General features: G+C 40.1%; 12 protein-coding genes. 5 read left to right on the top strand and 7 right to left on the bottom strand.

From position 1 onward, the window contains the following. The coding region (locus tag V7K55_RS08445) for a CTB family bacteriocin (RefSeq protein WP_334830095.1) at positions 1-76 on the bottom strand (76 nt) is incomplete at its 3' end. 435 nt (positions 77-511) lie between these two features. Here V7K55_RS08445 and V7K55_RS08440 point away from each other — a divergent pair. From V7K55_RS08440 to V7K55_RS08430, 3 genes are all read left to right on the top strand, one after another. Then, complete coding sequence (locus V7K55_RS08440; RefSeq protein WP_334830091.1) at positions 512-1,573, top strand: c-type heme family protein; 1,062 nt, start codon at positions 512-514, stop codon at positions 1,571-1,573. 76 nt (positions 1,574-1,649) lie between these two features. Further along, the gene (locus V7K55_RS08435) at positions 1,650-2,444 is read left to right on the top strand and encodes a MinD/ParA family ATP-binding protein (RefSeq protein WP_334830089.1); all 795 of its coding nucleotides are present in this window, start codon (positions 1,650-1,652) and stop codon (positions 2,442-2,444) included. Positions 2,445-2,799: 355 nt separating this feature from the next. Continuing rightward, positions 2,800-4,179, top strand: a complete 1,380-nt coding sequence (locus V7K55_RS08430) for a serine/threonine-protein kinase (RefSeq protein ID WP_334830087.1) — start codon at positions 2,800-2,802, stop codon at positions 4,177-4,179. A gap of 42 nt (positions 4,180-4,221) precedes the next feature. Here the strand turns inward: V7K55_RS08430 and V7K55_RS08425 are convergent, their stop codons facing one another. Next, positions 4,222-5,136 (bottom strand): c-type heme family protein, encoded by a 915-nt coding sequence (locus V7K55_RS08425; protein WP_334830085.1) that lies wholly within the window; start codon positions 5,134-5,136, stop codon positions 4,222-4,224. A gap of 182 nt (positions 5,137-5,318) precedes the next feature. Between V7K55_RS08425 and V7K55_RS08420 the strand changes: the two genes are divergently transcribed. Beyond that, entirely contained in the window at positions 5,319-6,170 is an 852-nt protein-coding gene (locus tag V7K55_RS08420) for a phosphate/phosphite/phosphonate ABC transporter substrate-binding protein (protein ID WP_334830083.1), read from the top strand. Between the two features lie 17 nt (positions 6,171-6,187). On the opposite strand, the gene V7K55_RS08415 is transcribed toward V7K55_RS08420, so the two are convergent. From V7K55_RS08415 to V7K55_RS08405, 3 genes are all read right to left on the bottom strand, one after another. Beyond that, complete coding sequence (locus tag V7K55_RS08415) at positions 6,188-6,958, bottom strand: hypothetical protein (protein WP_334830081.1); 771 nt, start codon at positions 6,956-6,958, stop codon at positions 6,188-6,190. Between the two features lie 138 nt (positions 6,959-7,096). Continuing rightward, positions 7,097-9,295 carry a CHASE2 domain-containing protein gene (locus V7K55_RS08410; RefSeq protein WP_334830079.1) on the bottom strand — a complete coding sequence of 733 codons (2,199 nt, stop codon included), beginning with the start codon at positions 9,293-9,295 and terminating at the stop codon, positions 7,097-7,099. 169 nt (positions 9,296-9,464) lie between these two features. After that, positions 9,465-9,749 (bottom strand): hypothetical protein, encoded by a 285-nt coding sequence (locus V7K55_RS08405; RefSeq protein ID WP_334830077.1) that lies wholly within the window; start codon positions 9,747-9,749, stop codon positions 9,465-9,467. A 181-nt stretch (positions 9,750-9,930) separates the two neighbouring features. Here V7K55_RS08405 and V7K55_RS08400 point away from each other — a divergent pair, with 181 nt between their 5' ends. After that, on the top strand, positions 9,931-10,158 hold the full coding sequence (locus V7K55_RS08400; RefSeq protein WP_334830075.1) for a helix-turn-helix domain-containing protein: 228 nt from the start codon (positions 9,931-9,933) through the stop codon (positions 10,156-10,158). A gap of 202 nt (positions 10,159-10,360) precedes the next feature. On the opposite strand, the gene V7K55_RS08395 is transcribed toward V7K55_RS08400, so the two are convergent. Then, entirely contained in the window at positions 10,361-11,560 is a 1,200-nt protein-coding gene (locus V7K55_RS08395) for a DUF4159 domain-containing protein (RefSeq protein ID WP_334830073.1), read from the bottom strand. A 107-nt stretch (positions 11,561-11,667) separates the two neighbouring features. Beyond that, positions 11,668-12,696 carry a phage tail protein gene (locus V7K55_RS08390; protein WP_334830071.1) on the bottom strand — a complete coding sequence of 343 codons (1,029 nt, stop codon included), beginning with the start codon at positions 12,694-12,696 and terminating at the stop codon, positions 11,668-11,670. Positions 12,697-12,752: the final 56 nt, after the last annotated feature.

Here is a 12,752-nt window from a genome sequence, read left to right as displayed (position 1 = left end):
CAAAGCTAAAAGCACCACCAGCAACGTTGTCTAATTCTTCAGCAGATAATTCTACGGGTTTAATGTTGTCAGACATGATGTTTTTTCCTTAATTTATGATGTGTGTTGTATCAAGCAAAGAGAGTAATTTGCTAGTTAGTTGCTTACCGCTTCCCTCGCTTCATGTCTCTAGAATACGAATTCAACTCCCTCATCCGCATCTGAAAAACGTCTAGGATTTTAACTAAGCGAAGTAAGTAGATATGGTCTAACTTTCGCCATACAGCATTGAGCAATACCTAAGACTTTCGTTATAGGCTGACAGGGTTGGTTGCAACAAAAGTCATGAATTTGCCTTGAAATCTGGAATTTCATTGCACATCGCTGTATGACTAGATTTGTAAGCATGAATGCAAATTAGATTGAATCATCATAAAGAACAGCATTTTACGCTGATGGTTAAAAAAGTTGAATCCAATGAATAATTACCTATAAATTTCTAGCAATGTTGTAAATCAAAACAGTAACAACAATGTTTAACAGATTCAAATTAGCAACCAAATTTACTTTACTTCTATTGTTGGTGTTCATTGGCGCGATCGCAGTTAGTGGTTTGGCTTTATCTCATGCGCTTCAACAAAAAGCAGAAGCCGAAATCGGTTATCGTAGCCAAATTATTGCCGAAACTATGAACTCAGTGAGGAACTATACTAATACGCATATCAATCCTCTTCTGACACCGATGATCGATACTCAAGCCACGTTTATCCCTGAAAGGATTCCCAGCTTTGCAGTCAGAGAAGTGTTTGAAAATCTTCGGAAAAACGAAGAATTTAAAGACTTTTTATACAAAGATGCCAACCTAAATCCAACTAACTTACGAGATAAAGCAGATGTATTTGAAACGGAACTTATCGAACGGTTTCGCAAGGAGCCAGGGTTGAAAAATATATCCGGGTTTCGTGACTCTTATGACGAGAAAATGTTTTATAACGCTCGTCCATTTTCCATCAATAATCCGACATGTTTACACTGTCATAGCACTCCTGAAGTTGCTCCAAAAAGTCAGATTGCTAGTTATGGTTCAGAAAATGGCTTTGGGTGGAAACTCAATGAAATTTTAGGCACACAAATTATTTATCTTCCTGCCAAGCAAGTCTTTGATGATGCTCATCGTGCTTTCGTTCTATTCATTAGCTTATTTATTATTATCTTTGCCCTGATGATTTTGCTCATTAATTATTTGTTAAAGCGAAATGTACTGCAACCGCTAAAACCAATGGCACAACTGGCTCAGAAACTTAGTATGAATGAAATTAGTGTTGAAGAAGCAAAAGAGTTCGATCGTGAAAAGCTAACATCGATTGTGCAGCGCCATGATGAGTTAGGACAATTAGGACGAGTTTTTCAACGGATGGTACATGAAATTTCTATCCGCGAACAACAATTTAAGCAAGAGTTGCATACACTGCGGATTGAAGTTGACGAAGCCAAACGTGCGCGTGAAGTTTCAGAAATCGCTGAATCAAAAACGTTCCAAAAGTTGCAGGAGGAGGCAAAAGTAATCAGAAGCAAACGGAATAATCCAAATTAATAACTATCAATTATGTTGGTGACGCATAAGTTGTCATGACGAATTACGAATTAAAAATTAGTATTGAGGATTTATTATGTCTGAAATTATTTCAATTCACTCATTCCGTGGCGGAACTGGTAAGTCAAACGTCACGAGTAATCTTGCTGCCCTAATCGCTCGTTCTGGAAAGCGAGTTGGGATAGTTGATACAGATATTCAATCTCCAGGAATCCACATTCTATTTGGTCTTGAGCAAGAGCGAATCCGCTACACTTTGAATGATTATCTATGGGGTCGTTGTCAGATTGAAGAAGCAGTTTATGACGTTAGCGCCATTCTCAAACAAAAACAAACATTTTTTGGTCGCCAGGGGAGTGTTCATCTAATTCCTTCTAGCATTAAGATGAGTGACATTTCTCGAATCTTGCGCGAAGGCTATGACGCACGCCGACTTAATGATGGTTTACATAATCTAGTTTGTCGTTTAAAACTGGACTATCTGTTGATCGATACTCATCCTGGCATTAACGAAGAAACGTTGCTATCGATTATTCTTTCTGATGTCCTGCTGGTGATTCTCCGTCCAGATAAACAGGATTATCAAGGTACAGCAGTAGCGATAGATGTTGCCCGTAAGTTAGAAGTGCCTAAAATGCTAATAGTAATCAATAAAGTACTGCCATCTTTGGATTTTAAAGAGTTAGGGAAACGAGTGGAGAATACCTACAAAACCCCTGTAGCTGGAATACTACCTGTTTGCGAAGAGATGTTTGAATTAGGGAGTGCTGGAATCTTCTGTTTGCGCTATCCAGATCATTCATGGACTCAAAAAATTAGTGCGATCGCTAAACAAATCACCGGTTCTGGAGCCAAATTGTTTGCCAAATAAGTTTTGGTTATCAAGGGTGGACACCAGGATAAAAACATCTCATAAATCGCCAGGAGGAAATATAACATCTTCGCAGATGCCTGTTTCGGAATCTAATTCTTGGGCGATCGTCATAGAATTGATAGGGCATCAAGTAGTCAATACTAATGTACCACAGAGGTGAAGGAGCGATCGCAGTATTCATTCCCCTAACAATTCTCCTCTGCTTCATGAACTGACTCGCAAAATTCAAAATCTATTTCACCCAAATCATTTGCAAAGTTTGGTGATTCCAAAATACTTTCTTTCTCAACAAACCTTGCCAAAGGTGGTAGTTGTGCCAAGATGAATCTGAGGACTTAAGGCTTGTGACACAATGCTAGGACAATTATTAGATGGACGTTACCAAGTCCTCCAGGTCTTAGGTGGAGGCGGATTCGGTCAAACTTACATAGCCCAAGATACCCATCGGCCAGGTTTCCCGAAATGCGTTGTCAAACATCTTTTGCCCGTCACTCGTAGCCCTGAATTTCTCGAAACTGCTAGACGGCTATTTAGCAGTGAAGCAGAAACACTAGAACAGCTGGGCAACCATGACCAAATCCCTCGGCTTTTAGCCTATTTTGAACATAACCAAGAGTTCTTCTTGGTGCAAGAATTCATTGAAGGGCATACTCTGAAAGCAGAACTCTTACCCAATCAACCTTGGACAGAAGAGAAAGTAATTCAACTTCTCCAACAGATGTTGGGTATTCTGCAATTTATTCACAGCCACAACGTTATTCATCGAGATATCAAACCGGACAATATAATCAGGCGGCAACAAGACGGTAAGCTAGTGCTGATTGACTTTGGCGCAGTTAAACAAGTCCAAACTCAACTTCTTACAGTTCCAGGGCGCACGGGGGCTACTATTATCATTGGCACTCCAGGATATATGTCTACAGAACAGGGGCAAGGTAAGCCCCGCCCTAACAGCGATATTTATTCTTTGGGTATTATTGGCATCCAATCGTTGACTGGGTTACATCCTATAAATTTTGAGGAAGATTCAGATACGGGTGAAATTTCTTGGCAGCATCACGCTAATGTCAGTTCTGAGTTGGCATCTGTGCTATCTAAGATGGTGCTACACCACTTTAAACAGCGCTATCAGTCTGCGGCTGAAATTCTACAGGTGCTTAAGCATCTTGATACTAAAGTAGAAACACCATTACTTCAAGCACCATTTTTTACACAACCGCCTCAAACTTCACTTTCTCCACAAAACTCAATTGGGCATCGGTCTGCTTCTATCTTGTCTGCGGAAAATTATAGTCGATTGGAAACAATTCTTTTGGAATTTGTCGGACCTGTTGCCTCAATATTACTACGACAAGTTGCCGTATCAGCGCCAAACTGCGAAGAATTAATTAGTCAATTAGCTATTCATCTTCGAGGAAATCAGCAAATTGATTTTCAGAATAAAACAATGTTCCTGCTAGAGAAACCGACTCTATTACAGGAACTTACTGTTAAATCGGAAATTAAGTCAAATAATTTGCCAAACCAAGAATCTCAAGCAATCAGCGATAGCTTTGTGCATCAGTGCGAACGGGAATTAGCTGATTTAATTGGGCCAATAGCTAAGTTTCTAGTTCAAAAAGCTGTTAAGTCTTCTGGGCAAATTTCCCGTGCAGAATTTGTGAAAATTTTAGCATCACAAATTCCCGAACCTCAAAAAGCTTTGCAATTTCAGCAGCGCTTACTTTCCTGATATTTTAAATCTTGCGTTTTTTCCTGTGCTAATTACAGATTATTAGCTTTGGTTATTCAGCATCTCCAGAGCTATTTTTAAGCTAGCTTTCATCCGGTTAAATGCTTCAGCTAACCCGCCAATTTCATCATTAGAGCTTTCTTCAAAATCAGCGCTCATATCACCAATGCTAACTTTTTGGGCTATTTTTTCAATTTTCCTGATGCGCTGAATTACATATTTTTTGATTAAGAAGTTAATTAAGAAAACTACGATCGCAAAGATGGCAATTAAAAGTCCCATAATTAATATCCAAGTCCGTTTGGCATTGGCAAAAATCTCTTGGGAAGGAACAGAGATTATTTGAGCAGAAACAATCTGATTGAGTTGCCAGCCAAAACCATTTTCTGAGCCATAATTTACCAACTGACTTTTAGGAGCCTGGTCTGGTGTAGAATGACATCGCAGACATTTCTGTTGTACGATCTTTAGTGGTCGCGCAATATAAAATACTTCGCCTTCTGATAAGTTGCGAAAGCCTGTAATTTCTTGAATTTTGGGGTCGCGGCGAAACCGTTCTACAAGTTGAGTTTCAAAATTATCAGCTTTATCCGCTAAATTAGTCGGATTGAGTGTTGCATCTTTATGAAAAAAGTTTTTAAATTCAGGCTTTCTACGAAAATTCTCAAACACCTCCTTAGAGGAAAAAGTTGGTACTACTTCCGGCATGAAGGTTGGGTTAGTGTCTAATCTAGGTTCTAACAAGGGAACTATCCGATTTTGTGTATAATCTCTAACCGCGTTCACCATTTGGATGAGAATCTGTGCTTGAGAAGTTACTTCATTTTGCGCTCTCCCTTGAAGTACACTAGATAAGGCAATGCCACTTCCCACAATACTGACTATGAAAACTAGTATTAAAAATAAGTTAAATTTAGCACCTATTTTTAAGTTTTTTAATGTTATTTTATTTAACATAACCTAACCAACGAAGATGGTATCTGAGTTTATCTAATATTTATTTATACCTGTTAGAAAGCATCTCAACAATATTTAAATAAATATTAATTTTTTACTGCAATGCAGCTTACTTACGCAGTAGTCAAGCTTATCTAAAATTAGTCCTGAAAACCAAGTTATTTTCTTAACCCTAATTAGTGATGTTTTTGCGATTTTCCCGGCGTTTATTTCTGTTTAATCTACTAGGTTTTACATTTGCTGCCTGCAAATCACGCGGCTTTGAGGGCACGTTAACTGTTGGTGCGATCAACTATGGTGGAGGCGAACAGATAATTAATCAATATGCTAAATTTAACAGTTATTTGGGCGAGAAAACAAACTCATATATTCAGCTAGAACCTGTTTTTAATGAGAATAGAGCGGTTGAGCGTCTTGAGGCTCGTGCTTGGTCATTGGTATTTGCTCCACCAGGTTTAGCGGCTATTGCGATCGCCCGTCACCAATATGTTCCTCTATTTCCTTTGATAGGAATCAGTAATTTGCGCTCAATCTTCGTTGTTCGCAAAGACAATCCCATAACCGACTTGAAACAACTGCAAGGAAAAACACTGGCTTTAGGTCAGTTAGGTTCCGCAACAGGATATTATTTCCCTCTTTACAATCTTTATGGTACAACACTAGCTGAGATCCTATTTGCACCCACACCCAAAGCCGCACTGGAATTTGTGGCTCAAGGAAGAGCGATCGCTTGTGCTGTCTCAGAAGCGGAATTAGCTCTCTACGGTTCACAGTTCGCCCCCACCGAATTCCGCATCCTATTTAAAGATCCTCACTATGTACCATTAGGTGTAGTATTGATTGGGCCGAATGTAGAACGTAACCGTCAAGAGTTCATCCGAAAAGTGATGAGTGATTCGCCTTCCGGTTTAGCTCAAGAAGTGGGATATGTACCCAATGGACAAGTACCAGATTACAAATACATGATTTCTGTGGTGGATCGGGTGAGTTCTATTACTTCTAAGCTGCAAACTAAACCAGTTCGTTTATTTTGATTGACATTACTGATTTATCAAAAAAACAATTTAAATCGTGCTAGCTGGTTTTGAATCGTTTCTGTCAGGATTTTATTTAGTTCTGTGGTGTCTTGGAATTGCAAAATTTGTTGCGTGGGTAAGTCGAAGGGAAATTGTCCTTCAAAGTCTGGGCGTTGCATTTGCGCTAGGAGAATCTGTTCAGAACGCTTACTTTGGATGGCATAGCCAATCTCAATACAGACATTGGGACTGGGAATTAGTTGAGGGGTTTCTTTCCCATCAATACTAGCGATGGGTGTGGTGTCAGCGATAAATAACAAACTCTTCCGAATTTTTCGCATAATCGTGCGGTTAATCCGAAAAGTAGCACCACTAGGGCGAGAGGATTCTACTAATGTTAGCGGAAGGCGCGATCGCAAATTTAAACTGGACAAACTTTTTCGTAGTTCTTCTCTAAGAACATTTGTCGCTGCGACATACTCAGTTTGATAGGATAAAAAAATCGTTGGTTCTAACTGAGCTAACAGTGCTTGTTTGGTAAAATAAATTTCGTGACTAATTAAGTCAATGTTAGCGACGCAATAGCCACCACTACCTTCAATATAAAATTCAATATTTTCCCCTTCTAGATAGCGCCCAAACCAAGTTGATTTCTTAACTTCGTCGCTTTCTTCTAAAAAGTCTGCTCGCAATGCCGATCTCAGCAGGCTTTTTTTGCTTAAGCGAATGTCTGGCGGACGTTTTTCTAGTTCTGGAATCGGCTCGTAATCCTGTATGTACCACGCTCTGAGCGCAATAATTGACATAAGGCGCTATTTAAACTATTTGACTTAGTATAATCTTACACCAAGAGCAGTCCATATATTTAGACTTTTGATGCTAACAAATTTTACTTTTCTGATCTGTATAGTACATTTGATTGTCTCTCACCCAAGTGAAAACCGCTATATCCGTTTCAAATCTTGTAAGATGGCGGCGGCTGATTGATAGCGATCGCTAAAATGATAGCAAACCATTTTATCTAAAATTGTCGCTAATTCTTCACTTACTTGTACCATTTGCCGCCACATCACATTACCCGTTTCTGGATCTGGATGGAGTTCTTGTGGTGGTATCCCAGTTATGGCTTGAATACCAATCATTCCTAAAGCGTAAATGTCACTGCATAAGCGCGGATGACCGGCAAATTGTTCTGGAGGCGCATAACCCCGCGTCCCAATGGCTACTGTGGCTAATTCTGTTCGATCGCTACTTGGGGGTTGGATCAATTTCACGGCACCAAAGTCAATCAATACCAGCCGATTATCTGCAACGCATCTAATAATATTAGTCGGTTTGATATCACGATGAATCACTCGATGCTGATGAACAAATTCTAGAACTTCTAAAACTTGTTTGAGCATCTCTATCACAAATGATTCGTTTTGCACATTCTGCACAGGTGGTAATTCTTCACTTAGAGTATGTCCTTCGATATACTGTTGAATTAAATAGAATTCTTGATCGTCCTCAAAATAAGCCAGTAGTTCGGGAATTTGATGATGTTTACCTAAAGATTGTAATATTTCAGCTTCACTATGAAATAACCTGCGAGCAACTTGCAAAAATCGTGTATCTTGACGGGCCGGCATTAACTTTTTAACTACACAAATCGGATTCCCCGGTAGTTGAGTATCCTGTGCTAAATAAGTGCGACCAAATCCACCAGCACCCAGAACTTGAGAGATTTTGTAGCGTCCACTCAAAAGCAAATCACCTGATTTTATTTCTGGTGAATCAATTGGGGGAGGAAAATCAAGAGACGAATCGGGAATTGCTGTTTTGTCTTCTAAGAGGACATTTAATTGGGCGATCGCTTCTTGTTGTTTTTCAACTTGCAGAATAATCACCTGAGTTTGTCGCTGGTTTTGGTAGCTAGTATAAGCAATTACGCAGATAATACTAATCACCAAAGCAAGAGCAGAGGGAACTAACGGTACCCATCCGGCTTGCAAAAACAATGCAACGCAGATTACTATTAACCCAAGTAGGGTTATCCCTCCCACCACTAGTAACAGCAACGGATTTTGCCACCGCAATGCGATGATTCCACCTAAGAGCGACCAGCCCCATATCCAAATAAGTTCCACCCAGTCAGGCCAATACCAAATTAAAGGTCGCCCATCCAACACTGTACTAATGAGTTGACTTGCTATCTGTGCATGAATAAACAGAGCAGACATTCTGGCTGGTTGATCTAGCAAAGTACTGTAGGGTGTATAAAATCCACCTGGAGGTAAATTAGCCGCAGTAGTGCCGATAATTACAAGACGATCTTTGAATAAACTAGAGTTGACTTGGCCGCTGAGGACTTGTGTGAGGGTTACTTGATCGGCAAGGCTGTTGGGGTGACGGTAATTTAATAATATTTGATATCCATCTGCATCTAGATGTTGGTAGCTACCAGAATTAGCTTGTAAGCGTGGGAAGAGAGTTTTACCTAACTGAAATTCTCCTTTATTAGTAAACTGGTATTCAATACCTTGTTTTTCCAGATAATTAATTGCTATTAGTGCCCCAAATGCAAATGATGTTGTACATTTCTTGTCTGTAGAGTTAGCAAACAACAAAGTGCGGCGGAGAATTTGGTCGTTTTCATTGTCAGCGACCACATCGCTAAACCCAACATTATCTATAGGAAAATTGCGCGGTGGTGGGATTTCATCTCTACCCACGCTGCTGAATAAACAGGTGCTGACGATGTTATCTTGATTTGGGAAATTAGCTGCCAAATTATTATCTTCTGGTTGGAAAAGATATAAACCAACAATTCGCGGTTGATAAGACTCTATTTTCTTTAATAGCTGATTGATTGTCCGATCTGATAGAATCCATTTCTCGCGTTTGAGATCGTCGTCAGTAATTTTTACCAGCAAAATTCGTCGATCGGGTGCTTGTGCTAGACGCGATCGCAACATCTGGTCATAAACTCTTAACTCCCAAGGCTGCAACCATGTGAGTTCTCGAATTCCCCAGATAAAGGCGGTAACTCCCACACTGGTAACTAAAATAATTTGCAACCAGCTTTTGCTCTTGGACGTTTCACGGGAATCCTGAACTTTGATAAGGGAGACACGGAGTTTTTTTAATAGTCCACTAATCACGGTGTTGCGGCGGTAGCCTGAATTGGGTAGATGTTGCAGGCACAGAAGTTAATTTTCTAACTCTAGGTTCAAAGTTAATTAACCTGAGCTTCTCTATTAATGTAGCAATTTACTTGCTGGGGAGAGACTTTGAAGCAAGCTGACGCGCAGCGTCAACGATAAGCGAGGCTTAATCATCTGTTTGAGAGGTTTGGGCATTTTCAACAGCACTGGCAATTGGCAAAGAAATAGAATGAGTCGATGGCGTTAGTGAATCTAACTGTGGTTGTTCGAGTGATGCTTCGATACTTTGATCGTCAAAATAGTAGTCAATAATCTTATCATAATTAGAAGCAACAGCTAAAAAAGCGCCACCCAAAATATAGATAGGTAATGGCAGATTAAATTTTTGCAACCAGTCAAACAGTTCCGCCAAGGCAAACAGCACCAAAAAGCAAGCAAGCCAAACCTTCATATTCTCATCCCCTAGATTGAAACAACTCTATTACTAGCTTAAGTAAGTTGGCGTGATAGTTGATATAGTACATAATCACCAACTTACAACCTTTCTTTTATAACCATAGATAGGTGCAGTCAGAGTTATACCATCTGCTATATTGCAATATCTCGTAGGAAAACAAAAATATATTTTGCTTATGCCTGCAATCAAACAGCCAAATATTGCACAGTTGGTTCGTGAGACTCGGCAGTACCTCAAATTTTCACAGGTAAGACTGTCAACGATGTTAGGGGTTTCATTTCACACTATAAACCGATGGGAAAACGGACGAACACGACCTTCGCCACTCGCGATGAAACAAATTGAAAAGCTATTACAGCAAATGGGAGAACCCGGTGAAGCGCTTTTAGCCAAATATTTTTAAAAATATAGCAGTCCTAAATCATTTGTAAAAAGAAACGAACCGCAGAGGCGCAGTATTTCGACTTCTCTGCGAGACGCTCCGCGAACGCTCAATAACCGAACGCAGAGAGAGAAATCGGAGATTTTCACGGCTCATTTAGGATTGCTATAGCTAATGCAATCTAGCAATAGCATCAGAGGTAGGCATTTAATTAACTTGGCTTTCACCACTGTCCTGAATTATCTTCCTGTTGTAAACCTATCAGCTGTCGCCGCTTCCAAGCATAGTGAAGAAGATTAATTCCAAGTTCCTGGGCTGTACGAATGGTCAATCTGGGTAAATTCAAATCTCTATCCAGTCCCCAAGCTGTTGCTAAATCACCAATTACTAAAATAATTCCGCCACCGATTAACAATTTAATCTGCTGTTGATTAACCATTGGCAAGGCAGCAAACAAAAAAGGTTTTGTCCTTAAAGGATGACTCCGTTGCAATTCTTCTAAAGGTCTTAAAGGACTTTCTAGCTGTTGTGCTAATGCTTGAGTACTCTCAATTAGAGCATTAGCATTTGGTGGTGCATCGACGAGAAGGACACCGCCTAAATTTAAGTAGTTTTTGAGGGATTCAAATTCGAGACTATTTAAAGAAATTGCCTGTCCACCTGTTAGATACAGTAGGTCATAATCTTGAATATTTTCTCCTAAAGAAACCTGACCTGGTTCATCAGATCCTCGTAAACTGGGATACAGGGGTTCTACTGCTTGTAACAAATACGAAAGGCTGAAAAAATTACGCGCACAATCAGGATCGCTATGAGTTGCCTGTGCCATACAAACAAGTGCTTGAGGACGCATTTGTGCCTGACGGCGATAACGCAAATCAATATTGTTATATCCAGGAAAGAAAGCATCCGCAGGTTGGGTAATTTCAGTGTTTCCTGGTTGCAGAAGTATTCGGCATATTTCTATTTCTGAACTGGCTGGTATAGAGTTTCTTTGGTCAATTCGATAGGTTTCTTGAACAATATCTCTTTGCTGTCCACGCCGCAATTCATCAGGGTCTACATAGCTAACGACTAAGTAGATCATGAGCGGTTCAGAACTTACTACTTCTATATCAATAGGAAAATCATAAGAGGTCGGCACAACAATTAGATTACCTGCTAAATCAATTGCAATACCAGGTTGAATTTGCACCCAACGTCCATCTCGATATCTAGCTTCTACTTGGCTTGGGGCTGTCACATCTCGAACGCCTAAACCGCAAACAATTCCTGGTTGGTTTAAACTTTGATATTGAGCATTTTGCCGATTCCGGTGGTAATCATGGGCTGTGCGCCAGCGTTCTGCATTGATTAGTAAACCGTCTGCGGCTTGCAGGCGTTCCAAAGATTTGATTGGTGGGGGTGGGAAAGGATGGGACATAGTAATTTTGGATTTTAGATTTTAGATTTTAGATTTTGGATTAAAAGTCTGTTTAGTTTTACTTAATTACGAATTAGGTTAGCGTAGCGATCGCGAGCCTGTAAGCGTCATTGCAAATTGTTTTCGATAGATAATTCGTATGTGCAGAAAGCAGGTTTTTCTTGTTCTATGATTCTTTGGATAAGTTGTTCGTTAATGATGCCACTAGAAATATTTGAACGTAAACTAACTATAAAATGATATGGTTGTCCACCTGCTAAAACTGCATTTCCTAATTGGGCATCTCCTATGATAAAACTGGGGCCGAAAGGTTCTGTAATACTAATATGTTTATCAGCTTCATTAGGTAAATGTTCGTCTAGTGGTAAACCAGTATAAAGATGTAAATAAAGACGTAATCCTTTACGAGTTCCCCGCCAGCGATATAGTTCTACAGCCCGACGAATTAAACGCCGTTGTTGCTGGAGATCCCAAATAGAATCTACTTGCCAAGCAACCCAATGAGCCATAAAGGGTAGTAATGCTTGCGGTGCTGTCAAGGGATCGAGGTTTGCCCACATGACGTTGTAACTATCAACGATTGGTTGAAAAGCTTGCTCAAATATTTTCATGAAGCGACCAATAAAGTCTACTTCTCTATACAAAATTGGCAAGAATTCCATGTAGGCTGTGTAGGGACGGATATATAAATCGAAATACTCGCTTCTCTCGATTTGTTCGTTGTCAGTGTCTGGGTCTATATGTAAAGTAACTAGGCTGCGAAAATTGAGAGTTAGTTTGTCTTTTTTTCCTGGAGAAATTGCTTCTTGGTCTTCAAAAAATGTGTCGGGAATTGAGAAGTAGAGAACAGCATCCATTTGTCCACGAGGTGGTATCTCACTACCTTCTGTGCCAATTTGACACCATTCAGTTGGAAAGTTTCCTTCAACGCTTAAGCTCACCCGCAAAGGACGTTGTTCTAAGTTTTGCACTTGTACAATCATCTCGCTGGGATGTCCAGGATGCAAGAGTAAAGTACGTCCACCTACATCCATATCCGCATTTGCAAATCCTAAACCTGCCACAGGTAAAGCTTCGGGTATTTGCATTGGTGTTAATTGAATGCTTACAGCCGGACTAGAGCGACTTTGAACCATAGGGTTGGGGATTGGGGATTGGGGATTGGGGATTGGGGATTGGGGATTGGGGATTG

The organism is Nostoc sp., assembly GCF_036919895.1.
Lineage (GTDB): Bacteria > Cyanobacteriota > Cyanobacteriia > Cyanobacteriales > Nostocaceae > Nostoc.
Note: the sequence above shows the minus strand (reverse complement) of the source record. Positions and strands in the feature narration are given on the sequence as shown.